Origin of the sequence: Micromonospora ureilytica (genome assembly GCF_015751765.1) — a bacterium.
Taxonomy (GTDB): domain Bacteria; phylum Actinomycetota; class Actinomycetes; order Mycobacteriales; family Micromonosporaceae; genus Micromonospora; species Micromonospora ureilytica.
Window position 1 is genome coordinate 3,867,237 of sequence record NZ_JADOTX010000001.1, and the last position, 26,320, is coordinate 3,893,556.

Sequence of the window (26,320 nt, forward strand, 5' to 3'; positions counted from 1 at the left end):
GCTCCGACCGTTCACAACAGGGTGGCGCCCGTCTGCCACGCTCGACGACATGCTTCGGACCGCCCCGCCCGGATCGCCGTACCACCGGCTCGGCCGCACCGACCGGCATCGCTGGTGGAAACCGATCGTCGGCACCCTCGCGCTGCTTACCTCGGCGGCGGTGGTCATGGGCCTCCTCTTCATCGTCGCCGCCGTCGTGGGCGAGCTCGCCAACCGCCCGTACGACGCCGACGGGTTCCCCACCTTCGGCCCGATTCCGGACACCGCGCTGCTGGTCGCCTCGCTGGCGCTGCTGCTCCCACTGGTACTCGGCACCGTCTGGCTCGTGCAGCGCCGGCCCGCCGGCACGGTCTCCTCGGTGCTCGGGCGGCTGCGGTGGGGCTGGCTCGGCCGCTGCCTGCTGATCGCCACGCCGCTGATCATCGTCATGCTGTTCGGCGCGAACCTTCTGCTCGGGCTGACCGACGAGAGCTCGATACTCGACCCGGTAGCCACCTGGGTGGGCTGGCCGGAGTTCGCCGCCGGCCTGCTGATGGTTCTGCTGCTGGTGCCGTTCCAGGCGGCCGCGGAGGAGTACGCCTTCCGGGGCTGGCTGTTGCAGGCCGTCGGCGCGTACCTGCGCACGCCCTGGCCCGGGATCACCTTCCAGGCGGTGCTCTTCGCCGCCGCGCACGGCTGGGGCAGCGGCTGGGGTTTCCTGGACCTGGTCTTCATGGGCGTGTTGTTGGGCTGGTTGACGGTACGAACCGGCGGGCTCGAGGCCGCGATCGCGCTGCACGTGGTGAACAATCTGAGCGCCTTCACTGTGGCGGCGGCGTTCGGCGGGCTCAGCGCCGACGAGACGATGGCCGACGCCCCCTGGCAACTCGTCCTCGTCGACGTGGTGGCCCTGTCGGCGTACGCCCTGGTCATCGATCGGTTGGCCGCGCGTCGAGGGCTGGCGACTGTCGTACCGCCGGCCTTGGTCGTGGCGGTGCCCGGTGAGCCCTCGGCCCTGACGGGATCGGAGCCGCAAGCGTCGAATGCCGGGGTCGAATCCCGCGGGTGATGACGGCTTCTTCGGCGACGGCAGGCAGGATGTCGGGGTGGACGAACACGACATGCTGCTCTCCCCCGCCGGCGTCGACGCGCTGCGCAGCGCACTGACCCGGACCGGATTCACCAGCCACGGCATCGCCGAGCGGCTGGGCGCCCAGGCGACCGCCTCGGTCGCCCGCAACGACTACCGGGCCGCGCTGCGCGCTACCGAGGACGGCGATCCGCTCGGCACCCTGATCCGGGTGTTCATCTGCGACCAGACCGAGCCGGAGGCCGCAGTCGCCGCCGCGCTGGCGCCGCTGAGCCTGGAGGAGGCCCTCGCGGGCGGGCTGGTCGAGCGGTACGGCGACGGCTTGCGCGCCGGTGTCGACCTGGAGCCGTACGGCGAGGACTGGTGGGTGCTCGCCGACGTGCCGGCCAGCGCCCGCCCGGGTCGCCCGTTGCACGCCGAACACGTCCTCGGCATCGGTGGGGCGACCCACACCCTGATCGGCGCGACCATGCGCCGGCCGGTCGACACAGCACTGGACCTGGGCACCGGCTCCGGCGTCCAGGCCCTGCACCTGTCTACTCACGCCCGGTCGGTCACCGCGACCGACCTCTCCCAGCGGGCGCTGCGCTTCGCTGCGACCACCGCCGCCCTCAACGGTCAGGACTGGGAGCTGCTCCGAGGCGACCTGGTCGCCCCGGTGGCCGGCCGGCGGTTCGACCTGGTGGTGAGCAACCCGCCGTTCGTGGTCGGTCCGGGCACGACCACGCACGTCTACCGCGACTCGGGCCGGGTCGGTGACGCGATCGGCGCCGAGCTGGCCGCCGCCGCCCCGGGCCTGCTCACCGAGGGCGGCACCATGCAGTACCTGGCGAACTGGGTGCACGTCGCCGGCGAGGAGTGGGACGAGCGGGTGGCCGGCTGGTTCGCCGGGACCGGCCTGGACGCCTGGGTGATCCAGCGCGAGGTGGCCGACCCGATGGCGTACGTCGACCTGTGGCTCACCGACGTCGGCGAGACCGCCGACCCGCAGCGGATGGCCGCCTGGCTGGACTGGTTCGACGCGCACAAGGTGGAGGGCATCGGCTTCGGCATCGTGTCACTGCGCCGGGGCGGACACGCCGACCCGGTGGTCCGGGTGGAGGACCTGCGCCAGCGGGTGCAGCCACCGCTGGGCGACCAGGTCGCTGCCTGGTTCGACCGCCAGGAGTTTCTCCGGGTACGCGACACCGAGGCGTTGCTCGCCGAGCGCTACCGGGCCGCCGAGGGCCTGCAGCTGCGGCAGGAGGCCACCATGGGCGACGAGGGCTGGGGGGTGGACCGGCAGGTCCTCGCGATGCCGCACGGCCTGCGCTGGACCGAGGAGATCGACCCGCTGGTGCTGGCGCTGGTCGGTGGCGCCGACGGGCGGCTGCCGCTGCGTGACCAGCTCGCCCTGCTCGCCGCCGCGCACGACGTCGAGCCCGACGAGATGGCCGAGGCCGCCGGCCCGATCGTGGCGCACCTGGTGGAACGCGGGTTCATCGAGCCGGTGAACGCCTGATGCGGGCGGTGGTGCAGACCGTCGGGCGGGCCAGCGTGACGGTGGACGGCGAGGTGGTCGGCGCCATCGAGAACGGCCTGCTGGTGCTGCTCGGGGTCACCCACACCGACACCGCGCAGACCGCTCAGACGATGGCCCGCAAAGTGCACGAGGTGCGCATCCTGGACGGTGAACGGTCCGCAGCCGACACCGGCGCGCAAATCCTGGTTGTCAGTCAGTTCACCCTCTATGGCGATGTCCGCAAGGGCCGCCGACCGAGCTGGACCGCAGCCGCCCCCGCCGAGGTCGCCGAACCACTTGTGACGGCGGTCGTCGATGCCCTGCGCGAACGAGGCGCCAAGGTAGAGACCGGCCGCTTCCAGACCCACATGTTGGTAGAAAGCCTCAACATAGGCCCCCAAACCCTCCTCCTAGACCTCTAACCCCCAACCCCCTCCCCCCGCCCCTCCCCCCGGCCCCCATCCAACCCGGTTGATCATGAGGTTGACGGGCCTTCTGAAGATCGAATCGCCGGTCAACCTCATGATCAACGGGGGGCGGGGGTGGGTGGCGGCGGGTGGGTGGGGGTAGTTGGGTTAGGAGAAGAGGCCTCGGCGGGTTAGGGACTGGCGGAGCCAGTTGTCGAGTTCGGCGGTCCAGTCGGTGCGGTCGGCGGTGGCGTGGTCGACAGTGAACCGGCCGAAGGCGTCCCGGCCCTCGGTGAAGACACCGCCGCGCTTGTCGACCTCCAGCACCACCTGCATCTGCCCGGCGTCGGCGATGAAGGTGACCTCCAACTGGTTGATCGAGCGGGCGTACTGCGGCGCCGGACTGAACTCGATCTCCTGGTAGAACGGCAACGTCTGGTGTACGCCGTAGATGTGACCACGCTCCACGTCGGCGCGTGCGAACCGGAAGCCCAGCCGCAGCAACGCGTCCAGTAGTCGCTCCTGGGCCGGCAGGGGGTGCACCGACACGGCGTCCAGGTCACCCTTGTCGACCGCGCGAGCGACCTCCAGTTCGGTACGCAGGCCCATGGTCATCCCGTGCAGGTGCTGCCCGTACAACTCGGTGACAGGTGTCTCCCACGGCACGTCGAAGCGGAACGGGAGGTCGTAGCGCTGCCCCGGCTCCAGCCGGAACGCGCCGGTGACCTGCTGACGGCGGAACTCCTGAGTGGTGTCGTAGTCGTTGTCGCCGCTCTCGACCTCGACCCGGGTGACCAGGCCGAGGGTGACGTGGTCGATGTCGACCTGATGGTCGCCACCCAGCACCTGGATGCGGCCCTCCAGCTGACCGCCGGGGCGGCAGTTCGGGTTGGCCAGCACCGTCTCCACCGACGGGCCGCCGACGCCCATCGCCTTCATGAGCCGCTTGAAGACCACACCGTCCTCCATCTGTCGTCTCGGCCGACCAGAGGTGGTCGGCCGTCCGCAACGTAGCCGGGGCGGGCAACCACACACTTCGACGACACACCGCACCAGCGATCCGACCCGATTCCTGTCGGGTGCCCGATCGCCTCACTCCCGTTTTACGCCCCGCCCGCCAAGCTGTTGTCACACCGGCACCACTGGGCCGGGAACACGGCACAGACGTGGAAACGGGGAGAGACAGAGATGGTCCTGCAGATGACGGAACACCGGACGCGCCCGGCCACCACGACCGACACGGACGGGGCCTCCGAGGTCCTCGTCGACCTGGACGCCACCGACGAGCGCGGCATCTCCACCGACCTGGTCCGGGCCTACCTCAACGGGATCGGCCGGACGAAGCTGCTGACCGCCGCGCAGGAGGTCGACCTGGCACGGCGCATCGAGGCCGGCCTGTTCGCCGACGAGAAGCTCACCACCTGCACCCCGGTCTCCGCGGAGCTGCGAGCCGACCTGGAGCTGATCGTCGCGGAGGGTCGGGCGGCCAAGGACCACCTGTTGGAGGCGAACCTGCGGCTGGTGGTCAGCATCGCCAAGCGCTACACCGGCCGGGGCATGGCGTTTCTCGACCTGATCCAGGAGGGCAACCTCGGTCTGATCCGGGCGGTGGAGAAGTTCGACTACGCCAAGGGCTACAAGTTCTCCACGTACGCCACCTGGTGGATCCGACAGGCCATCACCCGCGCCATGGCCGACCAGGCCCGCACCATCCGCATCCCCGTGCACATGGTCGAGCAGGTCAACCGGATGGTCCGGGCCCGCCGCGAGCTGGCGGTGACGCTGGGCCGCGAACCGACTGTCGCCGAGGTCGCCCGCGCACTGGAGATCCCCGAGATCCAGGTCATCGAGCTGATCTCCTACGACCGGGAGCCGGTCAGCCTGGACCAGACAGTTGGCGACGACGGTGAGAGCGCACTCGGCGACTTCGTGGCCTCGGTGGACCCGCGCACCGAGCCGGGCGACACCGCCGCCCAGGGCGAGCTGCGCAACGAGGTCAGCATCGTCCTGTCCACCCTGTCCCAGCGGGAGCAGGCCGTGATCCGCCTCCGGTTCGGCCTGGACGACGGCCGCCAGCGCACCCTGGACGAGGTCGGCCGGGAGTTCGGCCTGTCCCGGGAGCGGATCCGGCAGATCGAGAAGGTGACGTTGCTGAAGCTGCGGGCCCCGGAGCGGGCGCAGCGCCTGGAGGCGTACGCCTGCTGACGGAACCTATTTCCGTGGAAGGCCCTGGCGGTTCGCCGGGGCCTTCCGTGCTGTGCGGTGCTTGACGAGGGCGCCCATCCACGATACAAACCAACTGGTTATAAAACCAGGAGGTTATAGGCGGTGGACACGGAGCTGTTGGATGCGACCTTCGCGGCCCTGGCCGACCCGACTCGGCGGGCCATCCTCGCCCGACTCGCGACTGGGGAGGCGACGGTGACGGAGCTGGCAGAACCATTCGAGATGAGCCAGCCGGCCATCTCCAAGCACCTCAGGGTGCTGGAACGCGCTGGTCTCGTCAGCCGGGGGCGGGACGCCCAGCGCCGTCCGTGCCGATTGGAGGCCCGCCCACTGCGTGATGCGACCGCCTGGCTGGCCAACTACCGCGACTACTGGGTGGAGAGCTACCAACGCCTCGACGTACTGCTCGACGAACTCCAGTCCGTCGACCGCAACGACACCGCGCGTCGGCCCGCCGGACCGAACGGAACGGGCGGTTGACCAACGTCGATGATCCGCTCGTCGTCCACACCCCGGGCAACCGGGAGATCGTGTTGAGTCGGCTGTTCGAGGCACCGGCACAGCTGGTGTTCGCCGCCTTCACCCAACCCGAACTGCTGGTCCGGTGGTACGGCGCGCGCGGCTGGCGACTGACGGAGTGCGACGTCGACCTGCGGGTCGGCGGGCGGTGGCGGTTCGTGTCGCAGGGCCCGGAGGGCGCGCAGATGGTCCAGGCTGGGGTCTACCGGCGGGTCGAGCCACCGCACCGGCTGGTCTACACCGAGCTGTTCGACGACCAGTCCTACCCGGGCGAGACGCTGGTCAGCCACGAGTTCACCGAACTGGCCGGTCGGACGACGGTCACCACCACGCTGCTCTACGCCACCGCAGAGGGGCGGGACACCGTGCTGCGCTATCCGATGGCGCGGGGCGTCGGGCAGAGCTTCACCCGACTGGCCGAACTGCTGCACTCAACAACGACGACAGAGGAAGAGCACCCATGAACTGGACACTCGAAGTGGTGATCGTTCCGGTCTCCGATGTGGACCGGGCGAAAAAGTTCTACGCCGACCAGCTCGGCTTCACCGTGGACCACGACACGGTGATCAGCGACGAGGCGCGCATCGTCCAGCTGACCCCGCCCGGCTCCGGCTGCTCGATCGTGATCGGTAAGGGCGTCGTTCCGGAGATGCCGCCCGGCTCACTCAAGGGCCTGCAACTGGTGGTGCCCGACCTGAAGCGGGCCCACGAGGAGCTGGTGGGGCGGGGTGTGGAGGTCAGCGAGATCCAGGTGGTGGGTCAGAACCCCCGACCGGTGCCGGATCCACTGGACAATGTCGGCTTCGTCTTCTTCGCCGACCCGGACGGCAACACCTGGGGCGTCCAGCAGATCTCCAGCCGCGCCTGACCGGCACGCTCACAGGCGGCGGGGGCCGGTGTCCGGGCGGGCGACCACGCCACCCACCCCCACCTGGGCGTGCAGGACCGAGATGCCGTCCGGGCGGACGAGCACCGGGTTGAGGGTCAGCGATCGCACCCGGGGCTGTTCGTCGGCGAGCTGACCCACCCGCAGCAGCAGATCGGCCAGGGCCGCCCGGTCGACCGGCGCGGCCCCCCGGTGCCCCCGCAGCAGCGGCGCCGCCCGGGGCTCGTCAACCAACTCGGCCGCGTCCCGGTCAGTCAGCGGCACCGCCCGCCAGGCCCGATCGCCGAGCAGCTCGGTGGCGACCCCGCCGAGGCCGAAGCCGACCACCGGCCCGAACGCGGGATCTTCCACCACCTCCACCACGCACGCCACCCCGGGCGGGACCATCGGCTGGACCAGCGCGTCCACGCCGAAGGTCGCCGCCAGGTCGGCGTACGCGCGGCGGAGGGTCGACTCGTCGGGCAGGTCGAGCCGGACCGCTCCGAGGTCGAGCCGGTGCCGCAGCCCCGGGGCGGCCGCCTTGAGCGCCACCGGGAAGCCCAGCCGTGCCGCCGCGCCGACCGCCGCGTCGGCCGAGTCGACGGGCACCGAGGGCACCACGTCGATGCCGTACGCGGCCAGCAGCGCGCCCGGATCGGTGGCGTCGGTGCGGAGTGCGGCCTGCGCGGCAGCTCGATCGAGGCCGGGCAACTCAGGTGCCACCCCGGGCGGGCGGCGTAGCCACTCGGCGTACCGGTACGCGCGGGCGAGCGCACGGACCGCCTCCTCCACGCCGCCGTACGCCGGCACCCCCGGCGGCAGCCGCCCGACCAGGAACGTCGCCACCGTCGGCTTGCCCAGCGCGAGGGCGGCCGGCAGCGCGGCGGTCACGTCGGCATCCACCTCGGTCAGCTGGCCGGGTAGCGGTGGGGCGAAGACCACCACCAGGGCGTCCACCCGTTCGTCGGCGGCCGTCTCGGCGAGAGCGGCGGCGAATTCGGCGGCACCGGCGCTCGGCCCGACGTCGCGGGGGTAACCGTCGGCCACGGTGAGGCCGTGCCCGACGCAGGCGGTCGCGGCGAGCCCGGTGAGGGCCGAGGAGTTGCCCACCACACCGACCCGGCCGCCGACCGGCAGCGGCTGGTTGGCCAGCAGCACACCCACGTCGAGCAGTTCCGGCACGGTGTCCACCCGAATCACGCCGGACTGGGCGAAGAGCGCCGCGACCGCCACCTCGTCCGGCCCGGCCGCGTCACCGACCCCGGGCGGGCGGGCCGGCGAGGCGAGCGCGACGACCGGTTTGGCGCGGCCGATCCGCCGGGCCAGCCGGGCGAACTTGCGCGGGTTTCCGAAGGTCTCCAGGTAAAGCATGATCACGTCGGTGCCGGGGTCGTCCTGCCAGTACTGCAGAAGGTCGTTGCCGGAGACGTCGGCCCGGTTGCCGGCCGAGACGAAGCTGGACAGCCCGAGGCCCCGCCGGTCCGCCTCGGCGAGCAGAGCCACCCCGAACGCGCCGGACTGGCTGAAGATGCCGACCCGACCGGCCGGCGGCAACGCCGGGGCGAGGGTGGCGTTGAGGCGTACCGTCGGGTCGGTGTTGGCCACGCCCAGGCAGTTCGGGCCGACGACCCGCATTCCGGCCGCGTGCGCCGCGCGGACCAGCGCCCGCTGCGTGGCCGCGCCCTCGCCGCCGGCCTCGGCGAAGCCGGCCGAGATCACCACCAGGCCGTGCACCCCAGCGGCGGCGGCGTCGGCGACCACCGCGGTCGCCGCCTCCGGCGGGACGGCCACCACCGCCAGGTCCACAGGCGTTCCGGCGTCCACCGCCGACGGGTACGCGGGAAGGCCCGCCACTGTCGACGCGCTCGGATGCACAGGCACCACCGCACCGGTGAACCCGCCGTCGCGCAGGTGCCCGAGCACCGCCGCACCGACGCCCTGGCCGGTGGCGCTGGCGCCGTAGACGACGATGCCGCGCGGGGCGAGCAGCCGGGCGATCGAACGGGCCTCGGTGCGGTGCTCCCGGCCGCGCTGCACCTCCAGGCTGGCCTCGGTGGGCGCGATGGGGAAGCTCAGGTGGACCACGCCGTCGGCGTACTCCCGCTGAACCTGGTAGCCGAAATCGGCGAAGACCCGCAGCATCGTCCCGTTGGCCGGCAGCACCTCCGCGACGAAGCTCATGATGTCGTTGCGTCGGGCCGCGTCGGCCAGATGCTCCATCAGCACCGAGCCGATGCCCCGACCCTGGAAGGCGTCCTCCACCACGAAGGCCACCTCCGCCTCGGGGGCCTGCGGGCCGAGCCGCTCGTACCGGCCGACCGCGACGATCTGGTCGGCGGCCAGCACCACGAACGCCTCCCGGTCGTGGTGGTCCACGGTGACGAAACGGATCAGATCCCGCTCCGGGATACGCGGGTACGGCGAGAAGTACCGCAGGTAGCGGGTGCGCTCGGAGAAGCGGCTGTGCATCGCCACGACGCCCGGCGCGTCAGCCGGATCGATCGGTCGCAGCTGGACCGTGCTGCCGTCGCTCAGCAGCACGTCGACCGACTGGTCCACGGTCGTCACCGGAACGGACCCTCCCCCGGCCCGGCTCAGTCCCGCGGATCGTGCGGGTCGAGCCCGAGCAGCGGGAAGACCGTCTTGCGGGTGGCAGCGATCGCCCGGTCCACCGCGTTCGGCTCGCCGGTCGGCTGCCACGGCTCGTACGACGGGTCGGCGTCGTCGGTCATCCGCAGCGGCACCTCCCGGCCCAGACGGCGGGAGGCGACCAGGTCCCGCCAACCGGGTGGGGTGAGCGTGGCCGGGTCGATCGGGTCACCGGTGGCCACGGCCAGCAGGTGACTCCAGGCCCGGGGCACCACCTCGACGAGCGCGTACCCGCCGCCGCCGGTCGCCACCCATCGGCCGTCGCACAACTCGTCGGCGAGCGCCCGCATCGCCAGGTAGGTGGCCCGTTGCCCGTCCACAGTCAGGTTCAGGTCGGCGAGCGGATCCAGTCGGTGCCCGTCGGCGCCGCACTGGCTGACCAGCACCTGCGGCCGGAACGCGCGCAGCACCGACGGCACGATCGCGTGGAACGCCCGCTGCCAGCCGCTGTCGTCGACACCCGGCGGCAACGGCATGTTGACCGCGGTGCCCTGCGCGCCCGGCCCACCCGTCTCGTCCGGGAAACCCGTGCCCGGGAAGAGCGCCAACGGGGTCTCGTGCACGCTGACCGTGAGCACCCGGGGGTCGTCCCAGAAGATCTGCTGCACCCCGTCGCCGTGGTGCACGTCGACGTCCACGTACGCGACGCGCTCGGCGCCCAGGTCGAGCAGGCGGGCGATGGCCACCGCGGGGTCGTTGTAGACGCAGAAGCCGGAGGCTCGGGCGGACATCGCGTGGTGCAGCCCGCCGGCCACGTTCACCGCCCGGCGGGCGTCGCCGCGCCAGACCGCCTCGGCGGCGGCCACCGTCGCGCCGGCGATGAGCGCGCTGGACTCGTGCATCCCCTCGAAGACCGGGTTGTCGGAGGTGCCCAGCCCGTACCCGGCGAAGAGCGGGTCGCGCGGCGCGTTGCGCACCGCGGCGAGGTAGGCCGGCTCGTGCACCCGGGTGAGCAGGGCGTCGTCGGCCGGCTCCGGTTTGACCACCCGCACCCCTGGCCGATCCAGGATGCCCAGCTCGCGGGCGAGTGCGATGGTCAGCTCCACCCGGATCGGGTCGAGTGGATGGTCACCCATGTCGTAGGCGAGCAGCGACTCGTCCCACACCACCACCGTGTCGTCGGACATGAGCCCATCGTCGCACGAGGAGCGGCACCAACCCACCGCACGCGCTGGTCAGCGCCCGGGTGTCGGCCCGGAGGCGACCGGCCGGGCCGGGTCCGCCACCCAGTTGCTCCACGATCCAACGTAGAGCGCCGCGTCCGTGCGGCCAGCCAGGTGCAGCGCGAGCACCGCCTGCGCGGCGGTCACTCCCGAGCCGCAGTACGCCCCGACCGCCCGCGCCCCGGTCACCCCGGCGGCGGCGAACCGCGCGCTCAACACCTCGGCGGCCAGGAAGCGGCCGTCCGGTCCGACGTACTCCCCGGCGGGCAGGTTCGCCGCTCCCGGCACGTGCCCGGCGACCGGGTCGATCGGCTCGACCTCACCCCGGTAGCGAGGCGCCGCCCGTACGTCGAGCAGCACGGCGTCGTCCGCGGCGGCCAGTGCGGCGGCCTGCCCCGCGTCGAGCACCGGGAGATCACCGGGGCGTACCACGACGTCGCCGGGGGGCGGGGCGGGCGCGTCGGTGGAGACGGGCCGGCCGGCGGCGACCCAGGCCGGGTAGCCGCCGTGCAAGAGTCGCACCGGGCGGTGCCCCGCCCAGCGCAGCGTCCACCAGGCCCGCGCGGCGGCCAGGCCGTCGCCGCCGTCGTACACCACCACTGGGTGACCGGCGCGGACGCCGGCGGCCCGCAGCGCGGCCTGCAACGCGGCCGGGTCGGGCAGGGGGTGTCGACCGCCGGCGCCCGGCACCCCACAGAGCGCGGTGTCCAGGTCGACGAAGACCGCCCCGGGCAGGTGGCCGGCAAGGTAGTCGTCGCGGCCCGGCGGGCCGACGAGCCGCCAGCGGACATCGAGCAGGGTGGGCGGATCGACCTGGTCGAGTTCGCCGACCAGCCGACTGACCTCGACCAACGGCTCCTGGGTACCGGACATGGCGACCATCCAACACCATTCGCGTAGACGGCACGCGGTTCGGCGGCGGTCGCCAGCCGTTCACCGAGGTAACATCGTGCACCGGAGGGCCGCTGAAGTTATGAAGTCTCACGACCTGGTCGACACGACCGAAATGTACCTGCGCACCATCCTTGAGTTGGAAGAGGAGGGGGTGCCACCGCTGCGTGCCCGCATCGCCGAACGGCTGCACCAGAGTGGCCCCACCGTGAGCCAGACCGTCGCCCGGATGGAGCGCGACGGCCTGCTCACCGTCGAGGGAGATCGACACCTGACGCTCACCGCCCAGGGTCGCGGCAGCGCCGTGTCGGTGATGCGCAAGCACCGCCTCGCCGAGCTGCTGCTGGTGAACGTCATCGGGATGCCCTACGAGGAGGCCCACGAGGAGGCCTGCCGTTGGGAGCACGTGATGAGCGACGCCGTGGAGAAGCGGGTGTACGACCTGCTCAACCGGCCGACCCGTTCCCCGTACGGCAACCCGATCCCCGGGCTTCAGGAGCTGGGTTCGCCAGCGGCGGAGACCACCGAGGCCGCCGAGGTCGAGCGCAACCTGGCCTTCCCCGGCCTCTCCGGGCCGGTCGTGGTGCGTCGGATCTGCGAGAGCGTGCAGAAGGACGCCGACGTGCTGCGCCAGCTACACGCCGCCGGTGTCGACCCGGGCGCCACTGTGACAGTGGCCCAGGAGCGCGACGGGGTGTCTATCGACCGCTCCGGTGACCGGGTACGACTGCCCCGCGAGGTCGCCTCCCGGGTCTTCGTCGCCGCCAACTGACCAATCGGGCACCCGGGCGTCACAACGCCCGGGTGTCCACCTTTTTCGCCAGCGCGGTCAGGTCGCCGGTCAGCTTCTCCACCGCCGAGCGCTCGCTGCCACGGGCCGCGGTCCAGCTCACCGTGGCCAGCCGCCCGTCGCCGGCCAGCCAACCCACCTCGGCGACCGGCCCGTGCCCGCTCGCCGCGGCGATGGTCCGCTTGTACGCCTGCTGACCCAGCCCGGTGACCTTCGCCGCCTTGTCCGGCACCACGTCCGCGCCGAAGGTGGCCTTGTCGATAGTGGTCTCGGTCACGCTGAGCGTCAACTCCGGCAGCGTCGCACCCGCGGCCCGGACCACACAGGTGTGGGTGTCGCCCTGTTCGCTGGACGCCGCCACGTCGAAGCGTGCCTTCACCACCTGCTCGATCACCGTGAAGTCCAGCAGACGGCAGGCGCCACCAGAGGAGGCCGCCGCAACGTCCACCGCGATCGACACAGGTGGCGGCGCCGCCACCGGCTTCGCCTCGTCGGAGCAGCCACTCACCAGCAACCCGGCCAGCCCGGCGACCACGATCCGCCCGCGCACATTCCACCCTCTCGCCGACCGACGGCGGAAGGCGCCCGCCGGATGTCCGTCGGCCACCGTACGGGGTGTCGGTGTCGCGCGAAAGCCCCACTGACGCCTAATCCGACGGTGGATCGTCCACGTACGGGCAGTGCCGGCAGCCGCGCCCGCAGCACGTGCCACGGCGGGCCAGGAAACCGGCGCTGAGCACGAACAGCCCGCTCGCCGGGTCGAGGTAGCCGGCCTCACCGGCGGCCAACGCGGCGGTGTGCGCGGCGAGGATCCGGCGCCGGTCGGGGTGATCGAACGGCAGCCGGGACGGGTGCGGCTCGGTGAGCGGCCGGTCGGCCAGGGGTCGTCGCTCTCCGGTCACCGCAGCAGTCTAGGGACAGACACCGCCGCCAGGCTTATCGTCGTACGGTCCGACGACGATCGGGGTCGACACCTGTCGACGCGTACGGAGGGGACACGATGCGGAAGATCGTTGTGCAGATGAGCCTGTCGTTGGACGGGTTCTTCGAGGGCCCGGGTGGAGACATCGGCTGGCACCAGGTCGACGAGGAGTTGCACCAGCACTTCAACGACGTGATCGCCCCGATGGGCGGGTTCCTCAGCGGCCGGGTCAGCCACGAGCTGATGGCCGCCTACTGGCCGACCGCCGATCAGGACCCGGCCGCCAGCGGCCCGGAGCGCGAGTTCGCCCGGATCTGGCGGGACATGCCGAAGATCGTCTACTCGCGCACCCTCGACCACGCCGACTGGAACGCGACAGTGGTGCGCGAGGTCGACGTCGAGCAGGTCCGCAAGCTCACCGCCGAGCCGGGCGGCGACCTGGCGCTCGGCGGGGCCGACCTGGCCGCGACGTTCGCCCGGCACGATCTGATCGACGAGTACCGGATCTACGTCCACCCGGTGCTGGTCGGTCGGGGCCGTCGACTCTTCCCCGACGCCGAGACTCCGACCGGTCTGCGGCTGGTGGAGAGCCGCGTCTTCGGCAACGGCGTGGTCCTGCTCCGGCACGAGCGGGTCCGCTGACCGATGAGTGCGGCGGCTTGAGTCTCCACCGGGGGGAGACGCGAGGGTGGGGGCATGAGCGGGGAGACACGGCACACGATCGGCGAACTGGCCCGGCGGACCGGCCTGAGCGTCAAGACCATCCGGTACTACGCCGACAGCGGGGTCGTGCCGCCGACGGATCGGAGCCCGGCCGGTTACCGGCGGTACGGCCCGGCGGCCGTGGCCCGGTTGGAGCTGGTCCGGACGCTGCGTGACCTGGGCGTGGACCTGGCCACCATCCGGCGGGTGGTGAACCAGGAGGTGCCCCTGCCTGAGGTGGCCGCCGCGCACGCCGAGGCGTTGGCGGTGCAGATCCGGGTGCTGCGGCTGCGCCAGGCGGTGCTCACCGTCGCGGCGAGGCGCGAGTCGGGCCCGGCCGAGGTGGACGAGCTGCACCGGTTGGCCCAACTCACCACCCGCGAGCGTGGGCAACTGGTGGCCGACTTCCTGGGCAGCGTCTTCGCCGGCCTCAGCGACCAGCCCGCGTACCCGGGTGTGATGGTCTCGATGACACCGGAGCTTCCCGACGACCCCAGCACCGAGCAGGTCGAGGCGTGGCTGGAGCTGGCCGAGTTGTGCCGGGACCGGGAGTTCCGGGCACGGATGCGGCGGCTGGTACTGCAGCACGCCGCCGACCATGACGTCCCGGGGCTGCCCCGCCCGGACGCCGTCGCTGTGGTCCGGGACGCGGTGGCCGCCGCCCTCGCGGCCGGTCTCGACCCGACAAGCCCAGACGCCGATCCGGTGGTCGCGGCCGTCACCAGTCGGTACGCGAGTCTCCACGGGCACCCTGACGACGCGAACCTGCGTCAGCGGTTGCTCGACCGGCTGGTTCCGGCCAACGATCCCCGCCGGGACCGCTACCTCGACCTGCTGGCGGTGCTCAACGGTTGGTCGACCGGCGATGCGACAGTGCCGGCGGTGGACTGGTTCATCCGGGCCCTGCGCGCCCGGATGCCCGAGCCGGCCCGTTGAGCTGGGTGGCTGGGGGCTTCAGCCGAACCAGGTCATCGCCTGGCCGTGGCCCCTGGCCCAGGCCAGCGGCTTCCCGTCGAGCGCGAGAACGTTGTACAGCGCATCGTCGGGTGGCTCGGGCAACGCGTCGTACCCGAGCACGTCCGGCGCCTCGTTCGCGACCCAGTGCCCCGGCAGCTCGCTAACCAACCGGACGAACGCGTCCCGGCGCGGGAGCGGCACCTGGTAGAGCACCGACGTGTGGAAGACCACAAGCGTCGCGTCGGTCGGCGCCTGCGCGGCCAGCGCCGGCAGGTCGTCCACCAGGTCGCCACGGACCAGCAACGGCGGGTCGGCTGCGGCGACCGCCGCCGCGGCCCGCAGCCGGGCCCGCCGGTGGGCGTGTTCCGGCCAGATCAGCGCGTCCAACCAGGACACGTCGCCGGGGTCGGTCACGTCGAGCGGGTTGAGGTCCAGGCCGGCTCGCCACACCACCTGGGGTACGCCTGCCGGCGGCACCAGGCCGTTGGCCGCGCACTCCAGGATCGGCGCACCGGAGCCGATCTGATGATCGCCGTATCGGTAGGCGTACCGGTCGGGGTAGAGGCAGAGCCCGGCCGACGCGCCGACCTCCAGCAGGGCGAGGGGCTGCGGCAACGCGGCGAGTACCGGCAGCAGGACCGCGCACCGGCCCGCCTCGTTCGTCTGGGTGGCCCGGATGAGCAGTTCCGCCTCGACGGCGGGCCAGTGCGTCACCACGAAGTCGTGGAAGGTGACCGGGTCGTCGACCGGGCCACCGAGCCAGCGGACGACGCCGAACAGCAGATTCGGCTGCCGCTTGGCCGGCGGGACCCCGTCGAGCAGGGCGAGGAGGTCGTCGTCGCGGGCGACGGCCTGCGACAGGCGCTCGTACGTGGGCGACACTCCGCGCGCCTCGCGGCTGCCGAACTCGGCGTACGCCTCAGCGGTCGTCATGCCCTCATCGTCGCAGCCCATTCCTCGGAAATTCAGCCCCCATTCCCGTGCGCTGACTCACTCGCCTCATAGAGTGCTGCGGCGGCCGGACCGTTGAGCAGCAGCTCAGCGGGGTCGGGCTGAGGCAACGGGGAGGAACGTGTCGTGCGGGGTGACGGTGTCCGGGTCCTGATCGTCGGCGGTGGTGTCGCCGGACTGGCGACGGTGGCCGCGCTACGCGAGTGGGGCGCGACGATCGACGTGGTCGAGCGGGCGCTCGGACCGACCGACTCCGGCACCGGGATCTACCTCACCGGCAACGCGACCCGGATGCTCGACGTACTCGGTCTGCGAGGGTCGGTCGCCGACGTCTCCGTGGAGATCACCCGGCAGCGCAGCGCCAACCAGCGCGGGCGTCGCCTCTTCGACATCGACGTGGCCGCGCTGTGGCAGGGCGTCGGAGCGTGCGTGTCGTTGCCCCGGGCGCAGCTGCACCGGGCGCTGCTCGACGGCGTGGGCGACGCCCCGATCAGCTGGGGCCGTCAGCCGGTCGCGCTGGCCCAGGAGGGGGACCAGGTTGCCGTCGAGTTCGACGACAACAGCACCCAACGGTACGACCTGGTGCTCGGCGCGGACGGGGTGAACTCGACGGTCCGCCGGCTCGCCTTCGACGGCCGAGCCGCCCGGGACCTCGGCCAGTACGCGTACCGGTGGGTCGCTCCCCGCGTGGACGACGAGCCGGTCTGGTCGGTGCAGTTGGGGCGTGGAAGGCAGTTCCTGACGATCCCGATCAGCGCCGAGCAGACGTACTGCTACTACAACGACGGCCCGGTGGCCGACCGGCCCGACTGGCGTGACGACCTGGCTGCGACGTTCACCGAGCCGGTGGCCACCATGCTCAAGGCCCTCGACTACGACGACAGCACCCTGCACGCCGGGCCGAACCAGGAGGTCGTCCTCGACTCCTGGTCCCGGGGGCCGGTGCTGCTGATCGGCGACGCCGCCCACGCCACCTCACCGAACATGGCCCAGGGCGCGGCGATGGCCCTGGAGGACGCCGTCGTGCTCGCCTCGTCGTTGGCCACCGCCGATTCCGTCGCCGACGCGCTGCGTGACTTTGAGACGCGGCGTCGCCCGCGTACGAACTGGGTGCTCAGTCAGACCCACCGCCGCGACAAGGCCACCGGGCTCCCACCCGCGCTGCGCGACCTGGTGATGCGCCGCCTCGGCGAGCAGATGTTCCGCTCGAACTACGGGCCCCTGTTCGCCCAGCCCTGACCGGTCTGCCGTGGCCAGCCCGCTCACGGCAGCTGCCCCGGCCTGTCGACGATTGCGACCCGCAGGAGCGCGGCAGCCGACTCCAGTGACTCCTTGCCGTTACGCACCACCGAATTACGGGTGCCAAGGTAGACGTGGGAGTCCCGATCGAAGATGAGATCCAGGTTGCCGCCGATCACGCCGGGCATACGAATCGCCACCCCGTGCCGGCCGGCGACGTCCACGACGTCACCCGATATGACGACCGCTCCGGGCTGCCGTGCCAGCACTTCGAACAGCGCCGCCAGCGCTCGGGGCGGCACGTAGCCGTCGAGCATCGACCATGCGGTGGTGTACGCCATGCTCTCGCCCCCGTACACGGCCTCCTCGTCGGCGCCTTCGGGAAGGTGCAGGTCGACCGGGTGTTCCCGAAGGTATCGAAGCAGCTCGTCCGGATCGGTGGGCAGGTCCCCGTGGTACGCGGGCGGCTGGAACGCGTCGAGCTCCTTCGTGGGATCGGCGGCATCGTCCATGCGGAGCACCCTCAGCTCGCCCCACCCGTTCGGATCGCTCTCCTGTCGGTAGCGTCCCTGCGTGTACGCGACTCCGCCGGCCGACTGCCACAGTTGGTTCCGAATGGTCTGGTACGGGCCGCTGTCCGGCAAATCCCGGATCGTCGCCAGGGATTCCGTGAAGACGTACTGATCGGGCCGAGCGGTGAGTTCCGGCTGCTGCCGGGCCGCGTCGGCCGCCAGATGGAAGATCTCCGACGCGTTGGCCGTGGGCGGCGGCTGATCGCCCAGCCTCATGGTCTGAACCGCCAGCGCGCCGGCGGTCAACGTGACTGCCAGCCCTAACGCTCCGGCGAGGCGCCAACCACGCAGGAACCGGGTACGGCGTCCGACCGGACGGGCCGCCGAAGCCGACTCGGCCCGTTGGGCGACGTGAGCGGTCAGATCCCTGAGGAGCTGCTCCTCGAAACCCTGCGGCGACCGTTCGATCTCGTTCATCGTCATCTCCGTCTCCTCAGGCGAGGGTGGTGGCCGGGTGGGCGAGCACGGCGCGGACGAGGCGGCGGGCCCGATGCAGGCGGACCCGAGCGGCGACCGGCGACACCCCCAGCACGGTCGCCGCCTCCGCGACGGTGAGGCCGTCCACCGCGACGAGTTCGACGAGCGTCCGGGTGCCCTCGGGTAGCTCGCTCAGGGCCCGATGGGTGCGGCGGGCCGCCGACTCGGCGTCGATCCGCTCCTCGATGCGGGCGATGTCATCGGGGCCCAGGTCCCGTCGGCCGGCCAGACGGCCGGTCACCCGCAGCCGTTGGGCCGCCCGACGCCGCTCGTCGCCGATGACGTTGCGGGCCACCCCGTACAGCCAGCCGATCTGGCTACCCCGGTCCGGCCGGTAGCCGGCCGCCGACTCGATCACCGCCAGGAACACGTCAGCGGTGAGGTCGGCGGCGAGGTGTGGGTCGTCGACCCGCCGCGCCACGAACCGGCCCACCGCCTCCAGGTGCCGCCGGTAGAAGACCTCGAAGGCCACCGGATCGGCTCCGATGCTGGAAATGTCGTCGTCGGCTCGGCTCGGCTCACTCACAGGCCGTCCTCCCTCGTAGCCTTCACACCCCTTCTTCGTAAGCCGGAGCGCAGGTGTTACCGAACCATGGCGAGCCTGCCCGGCGCTGACGGCGGCCCTGCTGGTCCAGTTGGGCAACCGCCCTGGTGATGCGGCATTATCGAAGCACCGGCGACTGGCGGCACGGGGATGGTGAAACCATCGGGGAGCCTGTCGCGGGCGTCGACCGCCTGGGCGCCTGCGTCGAGGAACCGTCATGACCACGACCAGCAAATCCGTAGAGCACACCCCGTCGGGCACGGCCCGGCTCCTGCCGGGCGCACCCGTCGCCGAGGCCGTCCTGGCCGAGACCGCCGCCGCGGCAGCCCGCCTACGCAGCCGCGGGATCACCCCGAGCCTCGCCACCATCCTCGTCGGCGACGACGACGCCAGCGCCGGTTACATCGCCATCAAGCAGCGTCAGGCCGCCGCGCTCGGGTTCGCGTCCCCGCACGTGCATCTGCCTGCCACCGCCACCCAGGCCGAGCTGCACCGGGCCATTGCCCGGTTCAACACCGACCCGGCCGTGCACGGGCTGCTCGTGCAGTACCCCGTGCCGGGGCACCTGGACTACGACGCGGCGTTGCAGACCATCGACCCGGACAAGGACGTCGACGGCATGCATCCGCTGAACATAGGGCGTCTCGCCGTCGGCCTGCCCGGCCCGCTGCCGTGCACCCCCGCCGGCATCGAAGCCCTCCTGGCGTACTACGAGATCCCCGTCGCCGGTCGTGAGGTCGTCATCCTCGGCCGCGGCGCCACCCTTGGCCGCCCCCTGGCGATGCTGCTCGCCCAGAAGCGCCCGACCGCCAACGCGGCCGTCACCGTCGTACACACAGGTGTGCCCGACTGGGCCCGCTACACCCGCCGCGCCGACATCCTCGTGGCCGCCGCCGGCGTACCCGGGATCGTGCAGCCTGAGCACGTCAAGCCCGGCGGCGTCGTCATCGGCGCCGGCGTCCGCTACGACGGGCGGCGTCTCCTGCCGGATGTGGACGAAGCGTGCGCCGAGGTCGCCGGCGCGATCACGCCCCGGGTCGGCGGGGTCGGTCCGACCACCGTCGCGATGCTGTTCCGCAACGCCGTGCGCGCCGCCGAACGCGCGAGCCAGTAGCCCGGTTCCGTCGTCATCGCCAGAAGGCGGCTATTGCGCGGTGGGCTGCCAGCCCACCGCGCAACACCCTGACGAGCGTGATGCCTGTGAGTCATCACGATGACTCACAGGCATCACGGCCAACGACAACATGCTCTCCCGCGCGAGCCTCCAGGGGACCCGGAAACGGAGCTGCCCCGGCCTCCGACGAGGGAGACCGGGGCAGCGCCGCGTTTCGCGTACGTCAGCTGCAGCCGCTGGTGGAGCCGCAGCCCTCGCAGACGTAGCAGCTACCGGCGGGGCGCATCTTCGTACCGCAGGTGAAGCAGAGCGGTGCGTCGGCGGCCTTGCCGATCACGGCCTCCAGCAGTTCGGTGCTGGAACCCACGCTCGGAGCCGGCTTGGCGGCGGCCACGTCGGCCATCTCCTGGGCCGGCTGGGCGACGGCCTCGGACTTGGCCGGGGCCTCCACCGGTGCGGACGACGCCATCGCGGTCAGTTCGACGCCGGTGACGGCGGCGGCCTCCGCGTCGGCCTCGGCCCGCAGCTGCGCGGCCCGCTCCGAGGCGGTGAAGATGCCCAGCTCGGCACGGCGCTCGTAGGGCAGGAAGTCCAGCGCCAGGCGACGGAAGATGTAGTCCATCACCGAGGCCGCCATCCGCACGTCCGGGTCGTCGGTCATGCCGGCCGGCTCGAAGCGCATGTTGGTGAACTTGCTGACGAACGTCTCCAGCGGCACGCCGTACTGCAGGCCGATGCTGATGGCCACCGAGAAGGCGTCCATCACGCCGGCGAGGGTCGAGCCCTGCTTGGACATCTTCAGGAAGACCTCACCGAGGCCGTCGTCCGGGTAGGACGACGCGGTCAGGTAGCCCTCGGCGCCACCGACGGAGAAGCTGACCGTCTCGGACGGGCGCTTCTTCGGCAGGCGCTTACGCACCGGCCGGTACTCGATGACCTTCTCGACAGCGGCCGGTGCGGCCGCTGCGGTCTCGACTGCGGCCGGCTCGGTGGCCTTGTTGGACTTGGCCACCGAGAGCGGCTGCCCGACCTTGCAGTTGTCCCGGTAGATCGCCAGCGCCTTGAGGCCGAGCTTCCAGCCCTCGAAGTAGATCTTCTCGACGTCCTCGACGGTGGCCGCCTCCGGCATGTTGACCGTCTTGGAGATGGCGCCGGAGACGAACGGCTGAATGGCCGCCATCATCCGCACGTGACCCATCGGGGCGATCGTCCGCTCCCCCATGGCACAGTCGAAGACCGGGTAGTGCTCCGGCTTGAGGCCGGGGGCGTCCACCACGTGGCCGTGGTCGGCGATGTGCTCGACGATCGCCTCGACCTGCTCCTCGGGGTAGCCGAGGCTGCGCAGGGCGCGCGGCACCGTCTGGTTGACGATCTGCATCGAGCCGCCGCCGACCAGCTTCTTGAACTTGACAAGCGCCAGGTCCGGCTCCACGCCGGTCGTGTCGCAGTCCATCATGAAGCCGATCGTGCCGGTCGGGGCGAGGACGCTCGCCTGCGCGTTGCGCCAACCGAACTTGTCACCGATCTTGTTGCCCTGGGTCCACTGCTTGGTCGCCTCACGGACGATCGCGGTGGCCACCGGGCTGCTCGGCTTGATCTCGTCATTGGCCGCGGCGTGCTTGCGCATGACCCGCTTGTGCGGCTCGGCGTTGCGGGCGTAGCCGTCGTACGGGCCGACGACGCCGGCCAGCTCGGCAGAGCGGCGGTAGGCGGTGCCGGTCATCAGGGACGTGATCGACGCGGCGACCGAGCGGCCCTGGTCCGAGTCGTACGGCAGGCCGGTGGCCATCAGCAGGGCGCCCAGGTTGGCGTAGCCGATGCCGAGCTGCCGGTAGGCGCGGGACGTCTCACCGATCTTCTCGGTCGGGAAGTCCGCGAAGCAGATCGAGATGTCCATCGCGGTGATCACGAACTCGACGGACTTGACGAACTTCTCCACCTCGAAGCCACCGTCGGCACGGAGGAACTTCATCAGGTTGAGCGAGGCCAGGTTGCACGAGGAGTTGTCCAGGTGCAGGTACTCCGAGCACGGGTTCGACGCGGTGATCCGCCCGGTCTCCGGGCAGGTGTGCCAGTCGTTGATCGTGTCGTCGTACTGCAGACCGGGGTCGGCGCACTCCCAGGCTGCCTGGGAGATGGAGCGAAACAGCTTCTTGGCGTCGACGGTCTCGATCACCGAGCCGTCCAGCCGGCCGCGCAGGTCGAAGCCCTTGCCGTTCTCCACCGCCGACATGAACTCGTCGGAGACCCGGACCGAGTTGTTGGCGTTCTGGTACTGCACGCTGACGATGTCGGAGCCACCGAGGTCCATGTCGAACCCGGCGTCACGCAGCGCGCGGATCTTGTCCTCCTCGCGCGCCTTCGTGACCACGAACTCCTGGATGTCCGGGTGGTCGACGTCGATGATGACCATCTTGGCCGCCCGGCGGGTCGCGCCGCCGGACTTGATGGTGCCGGCGGAGGCGTCCGCGCCGCGCATGAAGCTGACCGGACCGGAGGCGTTGCCGCCGGAGGAGAGCAGCTCACGGGACGAGCGGATCCGCGACAGGTTGACCCCGGAGCCGGAGCCGCCCTTGAAGATCAGCCCCTCCTCCTTGTACCAGTCGAGGATCGAGTCCATCGAGTCGTCGACGGCCAGGATGAAGCAGGCGCTGACCTGCTGCGGCGACGGCGTGCCCACGTTGAACCAGACCGGCGAGTTGAAGCTGAACACCTGGTTCAGCAGCATCCAGGTCAGCTCGTGCGCGAAGACCTCGGCGTCGGCCGGGCTGGCGAAGTAGCCGTACTCCTCACCCGCGGTGCGGTAGGTGGTCACCACCCGGTCGATCAACTGCTTGAGCGACCACTCCCGCTCCGGGGTCCCCACCGCGCCCCGGAAGTACTTCGTGGTGACGATGTTTGCCGCGTTGACGCTCCACGACTCCGGGAACTCCACCCCACGCTGCTCGAAGTTGATCGAGCCGTCCCGCCAGTTCGTCATCACGACGTCACGGCGCTCCCAGGAGACCTCGTCGTACGGGTGGACACCCTCCGTCGTCCACACCCGCTCGATCTTCAGCCCCACGCCTGCCTTGCTTCGTGAACGGCTAGTTGTCACGCCGTTGCCCCCCTCGTCTGCGCGGTCACCCACCGCGCGTCCCAATCTCTCGAAAAACTGTGAAGACTCAGCTGGTACGGCCGGCGGCCTCGACCGCATCGACCCGGGCCTGCGCCGCGGCCCGCAACGTCTCGATCTCGCGCTCGAAGTCGGCGAGTGAGTCGAACGAGCGGTAGACGCTGGCGAACCGCAGGTAGGCGATCTCGTCCAGGTCGCGCAGCGGACCCAGGATCGCCAGGCCCACGTCGTGACTGGGGATCTCGGCGGCCCCCTTGGCCCGGACCGTCTCCTCCACCCGCTGCGCGAGCAGCGCGAGTGAGTCGTCGTCCACCGGCCGGCCCTGGCACGCCTTACGCACCCCGCCGATGATCTTCGTGCGACTGAACGGCTCGGTCACCCCGCTGCGCTTGACGACCGCGAGGACCGCCTCCTCGACGGTCGTGAACCGTTTGCCGCACTCCGGGCAGGAACGCCGCCGCCGGATGAGCTGGCCGTCGTCGGCCTCCCGCGAGTCGACCACCCGGGAGTCAGCGTGCCGGCAGTACGGACACCGCATCGCCCACCTCCATAAAATGATCAACTGCGAGCACACCGGACACCCCCGGACACGACTCACCGCGACGGTGCCATCCTCGGATGACGCCCGCCGTGATCGACGTTACGGGAGTGCGGTCGGTAGTCAGACCCAACCTGTAGGCAACTTACGCCCGTGTCACTACTACATCTAGGGGTCGACGGTATGTCGCCGGGGAAGCCGGGTCAAGTTGATCGGCGTGTCCGGCGCGTCACGGACCATCCGGCCATCCACGCCCCGCAGCACGCCCGAAGACCCAACGCCACGGCCCCGCCCGGGTTACCGGCTGGTGGGCCAGACCCGGGCGGAAAACGGTCGACGATCGAACACCAGTGCTACCTGACGTACCATTTATCAGAACATCCGTACTACCGGAGTGTTTTTTCACCCCGACACGCCGGTGAGAGGTCGTACAGATGTTTGAAAATGACTGATCTCACCTATACGGTCATGAACAACGTGGCACCACCGCACGCACCACGAGCCGACGAGGCACCCAGCGCCGACCAGGGAGGACGGACGTGACCGAGGACCGGGCCAGCCGGCCGAAGAGCCCGCAGCAGATCACCGAGGCGGGCCCCCCGGCCACCCGACGCCGCAGCCCCGCGCGCAGCCGGACGGGTCAGCCCGCCGTGCGCCCGGTCACCCCGGTGGTCAGCGCCTTCCCCGACCCGGCGACTGTCGACCTGACCGCCCGTCAGCGCCGCATCCTGGAGTTCATCCGCAACTGGGTGGAACGACACGGCTACCCGCCGAGCGTCCGAGAGATCGGCGAGGCGGTCGGCCTGGTGTCGCCGTCAAGCGTCGCCTACCAGCTCAAGGAGCTGGAGAAGAAGGGCTTCCTGCGCCGCGACCCGAACCGGCCGCGCGCGGTGGACGTCCGCGCCCCCAGCGAGGCCATCGACGACGAGTTGTCGAGGGCACAGCGGCCGACCCCGGCGTACGTGCCGATGCTCGGTCGGATCGCCGCCGGTGGGCCGATCCTCGCCGAGCAGGCCGTGGAGGACATCTTCCCGCTCCCCCGCGAGCTGGTGGGTGAGGGCGAGGTCTTCATGCTCCAGGTCAAGGGCGATTCGATGCTCGACGCGGCGATCTGCGACGGCGACTGGGTGGTCGTCCGGCAGCAGCCGACCGCCGACTCGGGTGAGATCGTGGCCGCCATGCTCGACGGCGAGGCGACCGTCAAGACCTACCGGCGGCGCGACGGGCACGTCTGGCTGATGCCGCAGAACCCAGCCTTCGACCCGATTCCCGGCGATGACGCCACCATCATGGGCCGGGTCGTGGCGGTGCTACGCCGGATCTGACCGATCGGCGGGTGAGTGCCGACAGCGCTCACCCGCACCGCTCGGCAGGGCCTGACGAGCGCCTCAGCGCCGATCAGTACCGGTCGCCCCGGTGACCGCGACCGCCCCCGGGATACTGCCCGTACGGGTCGACGGGCGGCGCGTCGTCGTCGCGTCGGCGGCCGGGCCGCTGACCCCGGTAGTCGGGCTCCTGCCCACCGCGCCGGGGCGGCTCCGCGCGACCGGGCTGACCGCCGTCGCCGCCGTACACGCCACCACCAGGACGACCGCCGCCACCCTGTGGACGGCCACCGCCGCCCGCTGGGGGACGACCGCCGCCGCTGGCCGGGGGACGACCGCCGCCACCCGCCGGGGGACGGCCGCCGCCGCCGTAGACGCCGGCACCGCCGCCGTCCGGTCTTGGCGCACCGTAGCCACCGTCAGCCGGGGCCGGCCGAGCGCCACCGCCGTACACCGCGCCACCCGCCGGGGCTGGGCCGCCGCGACCCGCACCACCGCCGTAGACCGCTCCGCCGGCCGGCGCGCCACCCCCGTAGACACCACTTCTCCGGTCGTCATCGGCCGGGAACCCGTCGGCGGCACGACCCGCACGCGGGCCGAACGGCTCGCCATCCGGGTCGGACGCGTCGGACGCGTCAGCGCCAGGCGGCCGACGGCGGGCACGAACGATGCCGAAGATGCCGCTGGCGACCAACAGCAGGCCGATCAGCCCGACCGCCCCGACCAGGTACGTGATGTCGTCGAGGCTCAGCCCGTCGGTCCAGGATTTCGAGGCGGCCGGCTTGCCGCCCTCCTCCGCAGCCAGTGGCACGGCGGTGGAACTGGACGGGGTGTAGCTGAGAACGTCGAGCGGCTCGTCTTCGGCGAACCGGCCGGCGTCGGAGACGGTGACGAACGACTTCCCGTCCGAGGTGTAGCTGATGGCCTCGCCGAACGGGTCGGCCAGCGGCGTCACCCGCGGCTTGCCGGTGGTGAGAGCGCCCACGATGTCGCCACCGGTCACGTCGAACTCGAAGGCGTCCGCGTAGGTGCGCAGGACCACCCGAGTGCCGTCCGGTGCCCGGGACGCGCCGGTGATGGCGATCCGGCCGAACGTGTTGAGGGTGTTCTCCGTCTCGGTCTTCGGCAGCGTGATCTCGCCTGCCTTACGCATCGGCACCGGGTCGGTGTCGCCGCTCTTCAGGGCCGCCGACGGCGTGAAGATCTCGGCCTTGCCGCTGGTCACCTTTGTGATGATCAGTGGTTTCCCGTCGTCGCCGATGAGCAGCGCCTCGGCGTCGTGCGGTTTGGCCTCGGGGTAGGAGAGCCGGTGCAGAGTCGGCTCCTTGCCGCCGGTGACAGGCATCGACCAGAGCGCGACGCGGCTGCGGCGCTCCTTCGAGTCGGGGTTGTCACCGGTGTCGGCGATCCAGAGGGTGCGCCCGTCCTTGGACAGGGCGAGATCCTCGGTGTCGAACGGGCCCTGCCCCGAGTAACGGACCGGCTCCTTCGAGATCTTGCACTTGGTGTCCAGGAAGAAGACCCGCTTGCGTGCCGTGACCTCGGTGCCGTCGTTGATGACGATGTAGCCACTCTTGGTGGCGACCAGCCCGGACAGCTCCCGTAGGCGCTCGTCGGCGATCGTGCATCGCTTCTGGCCGGGTTTGGCGGCGGGCGGCCCCGACGCCCCAGGGGCGGGAGCCGCAGCGGCGACTCCGGCGAGCGCCACGGTTGCCCCGAGCAGGCCGAGGGCAACCGTGACCGAGGAAACAACGCGGCGCATTCGGCCAGTGTCGCATGCCGCG

General features: G+C 71.5%; 25 protein-coding genes and 1 riboswitch. Of the genes, 13 read left to right on the forward strand and 12 right to left on the reverse strand.

The annotated features are described in order from the left end of the window. The first annotated feature begins 49 nt into the window (after window positions 1-49). Genes IW248_RS17400 through dtd form a run of 3 tightly spaced genes read left to right on the forward strand, consistent with a single transcriptional unit; the run spans window position 50 to window position 2,992 of the window. Window positions 50-1,048: a CPBP family intramembrane glutamic endopeptidase gene (locus IW248_RS17400; RefSeq protein ID WP_196927841.1), complete on the forward strand. Its 999-nt coding sequence runs from the start codon at window positions 50-52 to the stop codon at window positions 1,046-1,048. A gap of 37 nt (window positions 1,049-1,085) precedes the next feature. Continuing rightward, window positions 1,086-2,570 (forward strand): DUF7782 domain-containing protein, encoded by a 1,485-nt coding sequence (locus IW248_RS17405; protein ID WP_196927842.1) that lies wholly within the window; start codon window positions 1,086-1,088, stop codon window positions 2,568-2,570. Then, complete coding sequence (gene dtd / locus IW248_RS17410; RefSeq protein WP_196927843.1) at window positions 2,570-2,992, forward strand: D-aminoacyl-tRNA deacylase; 423 nt, start codon at window positions 2,570-2,572, stop codon at window positions 2,990-2,992. The genes IW248_RS17405 and dtd overlap by 1 nt, the downstream gene beginning before the upstream one ends. A 153-nt stretch (window positions 2,993-3,145) precedes the next feature. On the opposite strand, the gene IW248_RS17415 is transcribed toward dtd, so the two are convergent. After that, window positions 3,146-3,934: a sporulation protein gene (locus IW248_RS17415; RefSeq protein ID WP_196930247.1), complete on the reverse strand. Its 789-nt coding sequence runs from the start codon at window positions 3,932-3,934 to the stop codon at window positions 3,146-3,148. A 231-nt stretch (window positions 3,935-4,165) separates the two neighbouring features. Here IW248_RS17415 and sigB point away from each other — a divergent pair, with 231 nt between their 5' ends. From sigB to IW248_RS17435, 4 genes are all read left to right on the forward strand, one after another. Next, on the forward strand, window positions 4,166-5,182 hold the full coding sequence (gene sigB, locus IW248_RS17420) for an RNA polymerase sigma factor SigB (protein ID WP_372432495.1): 1,017 nt from the start codon (window positions 4,166-4,168) through the stop codon (window positions 5,180-5,182). Between the two features lie 123 nt (window positions 5,183-5,305). Beyond that, window positions 5,306-5,683 (forward strand): ArsR/SmtB family transcription factor, encoded by a 378-nt coding sequence (locus IW248_RS17425; RefSeq protein WP_196927845.1) that lies wholly within the window; start codon window positions 5,306-5,308, stop codon window positions 5,681-5,683. After that, a complete protein-coding gene (locus IW248_RS17430; protein ID WP_196927846.1) occupies window positions 5,680-6,186 on the forward strand; it encodes an SRPBCC family protein in 507 nt (168 codons plus the stop codon). Before IW248_RS17425 ends, IW248_RS17430 begins: the two co-directional genes overlap by 4 nt. Further along, window positions 6,183-6,590: a VOC family protein gene (locus tag IW248_RS17435; protein ID WP_196927847.1), complete on the forward strand. Its 408-nt coding sequence runs from the start codon at window positions 6,183-6,185 to the stop codon at window positions 6,588-6,590. Before IW248_RS17430 ends, IW248_RS17435 begins: the two co-directional genes overlap by 4 nt. 9 nt (window positions 6,591-6,599) lie before the next feature. On the opposite strand, the gene IW248_RS17440 is transcribed toward IW248_RS17435, so the two are convergent. From IW248_RS17440 to IW248_RS17450, 3 genes are read right to left on the reverse strand one after another with little or no spacing between them, the layout of a single operon-like run. Further along, window positions 6,600-9,155: a GNAT family N-acetyltransferase gene (locus IW248_RS17440; protein ID WP_307788020.1), complete on the reverse strand. Its 2,556-nt coding sequence runs from the start codon at window positions 9,153-9,155 to the stop codon at window positions 6,600-6,602. 26 nt (window positions 9,156-9,181) lie between these two features. Further along, window positions 9,182-10,363 (reverse strand): acetoin utilization protein AcuC, encoded by a 1,182-nt coding sequence (locus tag IW248_RS17445; RefSeq protein ID WP_196927848.1) that lies wholly within the window; start codon window positions 10,361-10,363, stop codon window positions 9,182-9,184. A gap of 48 nt (window positions 10,364-10,411) precedes the next feature. After that, on the reverse strand, window positions 10,412-11,272 hold the full coding sequence (locus tag IW248_RS17450; RefSeq protein ID WP_196927849.1) for a sulfurtransferase: 861 nt from the start codon (window positions 11,270-11,272) through the stop codon (window positions 10,412-10,414). 100 nt (window positions 11,273-11,372) lie between these two features. Here IW248_RS17450 and IW248_RS17455 point away from each other — a divergent pair, with 100 nt between their 5' ends. Further along, window positions 11,373-12,062: an iron-dependent transcriptional repressor DtxR gene (locus tag IW248_RS17455; RefSeq protein WP_124822225.1), complete on the forward strand. Its 690-nt coding sequence runs from the start codon at window positions 11,373-11,375 to the stop codon at window positions 12,060-12,062. Window positions 12,063-12,081: 19 nt separating this feature from the next. Here the strand turns inward: IW248_RS17455 and IW248_RS17460 are convergent, their stop codons facing one another. Both IW248_RS17460 and IW248_RS17465 read right to left on the reverse strand, forming a co-directional pair. Further along, a complete protein-coding gene (locus IW248_RS17460) occupies window positions 12,082-12,630 on the reverse strand; it encodes a hypothetical protein (RefSeq protein WP_196927850.1) in 549 nt (182 codons plus the stop codon). Window positions 12,631-12,727: 97 nt separating this feature from the next. Next, window positions 12,728-12,982 carry a DUF5522 domain-containing protein gene (locus IW248_RS17465; protein WP_196927851.1) on the reverse strand — a complete coding sequence of 85 codons (255 nt, stop codon included), beginning with the start codon at window positions 12,980-12,982 and terminating at the stop codon, window positions 12,728-12,730. Between the two features lie 98 nt (window positions 12,983-13,080). Here IW248_RS17465 and IW248_RS17470 point away from each other — a divergent pair, with 98 nt between their 5' ends. Together IW248_RS17470 and IW248_RS17475 are read left to right on the forward strand one after the other, a co-directional pair. Then, window positions 13,081-13,644, forward strand: a complete 564-nt coding sequence (locus tag IW248_RS17470; protein ID WP_196927852.1) for a dihydrofolate reductase family protein — start codon at window positions 13,081-13,083, stop codon at window positions 13,642-13,644. 54 nt (window positions 13,645-13,698) lie between these two features. After that, window positions 13,699-14,640: a MerR family transcriptional regulator gene (locus tag IW248_RS17475; protein ID WP_196927853.1), complete on the forward strand. Its 942-nt coding sequence runs from the start codon at window positions 13,699-13,701 to the stop codon at window positions 14,638-14,640. A gap of 18 nt (window positions 14,641-14,658) precedes the next feature. Here IW248_RS17475 and IW248_RS17480 read toward each other — a convergent pair whose 3' ends face one another. Further along, a complete protein-coding gene (locus IW248_RS17480; protein ID WP_196927854.1) occupies window positions 14,659-15,594 on the reverse strand; it encodes a DUF2332 domain-containing protein in 936 nt (311 codons plus the stop codon). 144 nt (window positions 15,595-15,738) lie between these two features. Here IW248_RS17480 and IW248_RS17485 point away from each other — a divergent pair, with 144 nt between their 5' ends. Beyond that, entirely contained in the window at window positions 15,739-16,851 is a 1,113-nt protein-coding gene (locus IW248_RS17485) for an FAD-dependent monooxygenase (RefSeq protein WP_307788022.1), read from the forward strand. A gap of 23 nt (window positions 16,852-16,874) precedes the next feature. On the opposite strand, the gene IW248_RS17490 is transcribed toward IW248_RS17485, so the two are convergent. Beyond that, window positions 16,875-17,846 (reverse strand): CU044_5270 family protein, encoded by a 972-nt coding sequence (locus IW248_RS17490; RefSeq protein ID WP_196927855.1) that lies wholly within the window; start codon window positions 17,844-17,846, stop codon window positions 16,875-16,877. Window positions 17,847-17,856: 10 nt separating this feature from the next. Next, entirely contained in the window at window positions 17,857-18,426 is a 570-nt protein-coding gene (locus tag IW248_RS17495) for an RNA polymerase sigma factor (RefSeq protein ID WP_196927856.1), read from the reverse strand. A gap of 140 nt (window positions 18,427-18,566) precedes the next feature. Then, a riboswitch (ZMP/ZTP riboswitch) is annotated at window positions 18,567-18,648 on the forward strand. A 13-nt stretch (window positions 18,649-18,661) separates the two neighbouring features. Between IW248_RS17495 and IW248_RS17500 the strand changes: the two genes are divergently transcribed. Then, entirely contained in the window at window positions 18,662-19,558 is an 897-nt protein-coding gene (locus IW248_RS17500; protein ID WP_196927857.1) for a bifunctional 5,10-methylenetetrahydrofolate dehydrogenase/5,10-methenyltetrahydrofolate cyclohydrolase, read from the forward strand. Window positions 19,559-19,781: 223 nt separating this feature from the next. On the opposite strand, the gene IW248_RS17505 is transcribed toward IW248_RS17500, so the two are convergent. Continuing rightward, window positions 19,782-22,655 (reverse strand): vitamin B12-dependent ribonucleotide reductase, encoded by a 2,874-nt coding sequence (locus IW248_RS17505; RefSeq protein WP_372432502.1) that lies wholly within the window; start codon window positions 22,653-22,655, stop codon window positions 19,782-19,784. Between the two features lie 67 nt (window positions 22,656-22,722). Continuing rightward, entirely contained in the window at window positions 22,723-23,211 is a 489-nt protein-coding gene (nrdR, locus tag IW248_RS17510; protein ID WP_124822215.1) for a transcriptional regulator NrdR, read from the reverse strand. Window positions 23,212-23,750: 539 nt separating this feature from the next. Here nrdR and lexA point away from each other — a divergent pair. Further along, complete coding sequence (lexA, locus tag IW248_RS17515; RefSeq protein ID WP_124822214.1) at window positions 23,751-24,536, forward strand: transcriptional repressor LexA; 786 nt, start codon at window positions 23,751-23,753, stop codon at window positions 24,534-24,536. A gap of 73 nt (window positions 24,537-24,609) precedes the next feature. Here the strand turns inward: lexA and IW248_RS17520 are convergent, their stop codons facing one another. Continuing rightward, window positions 24,610-26,298 carry a hypothetical protein gene (locus IW248_RS17520; protein ID WP_196927859.1) on the reverse strand — a complete coding sequence of 563 codons (1,689 nt, stop codon included), beginning with the start codon at window positions 26,296-26,298 and terminating at the stop codon, window positions 24,610-24,612. Window positions 26,299-26,320: the final 22 nt, after the last annotated feature.

Coding starts and splice junctions, on each gene's coding strand:
- IW248_RS17400 (WP_196927841.1), top strand. CDS start 50: ATGCTTCGGACCGCCCCGCCCGGATCGCCGTACCACCGGCTCGGCCGC.
- dtd (WP_196927843.1), top strand. CDS start 2,570: ATGCGGGCGGTGGTGCAGACCGTCGGGCGGGCCAGCGTGACGGTGGAC.
- sigB (WP_372432495.1), top strand. CDS start 4,166: ATGGTCCTGCAGATGACGGAACACCGGACGCGCCCGGCCACCACGACC.
- IW248_RS17435 (WP_196927847.1), top strand. CDS start 6,183: ATGAACTGGACACTCGAAGTGGTGATCGTTCCGGTCTCCGATGTGGAC.
- IW248_RS17445 (WP_196927848.1), bottom strand. CDS start 10,363: ATGTCCGACGACACGGTGGTGGTGTGGGACGAGTCGCTGCTCGCCTAC.
- IW248_RS17450 (WP_196927849.1), bottom strand. CDS start 11,272: ATGTCCGGTACCCAGGAGCCGTTGGTCGAGGTCAGTCGGCTGGTCGGC.
- IW248_RS17455 (WP_124822225.1), top strand. CDS start 11,373: ATGAAGTCTCACGACCTGGTCGACACGACCGAAATGTACCTGCGCACC.
- IW248_RS17470 (WP_196927852.1), top strand. CDS start 13,081: ATGCGGAAGATCGTTGTGCAGATGAGCCTGTCGTTGGACGGGTTCTTC.
- IW248_RS17475 (WP_196927853.1), top strand. CDS start 13,699: ATGAGCGGGGAGACACGGCACACGATCGGCGAACTGGCCCGGCGGACC.
- IW248_RS17480 (WP_196927854.1), bottom strand. CDS start 15,594: ATGACGACCGCTGAGGCGTACGCCGAGTTCGGCAGCCGCGAGGCGCGC.
- IW248_RS17490 (WP_196927855.1), bottom strand. CDS start 17,846: ATGACGATGAACGAGATCGAACGGTCGCCGCAGGGTTTCGAGGAGCAG.
- IW248_RS17500 (WP_196927857.1), top strand. CDS start 18,662: ATGACCACGACCAGCAAATCCGTAGAGCACACCCCGTCGGGCACGGCC.
- nrdR (WP_124822215.1), bottom strand. CDS start 23,211: ATGCGGTGTCCGTACTGCCGGCACGCTGACTCCCGGGTGGTCGACTCG.
- IW248_RS17520 (WP_196927859.1), bottom strand. CDS start 26,298: ATGCGCCGCGTTGTTTCCTCGGTCACGGTTGCCCTCGGCCTGCTCGGG.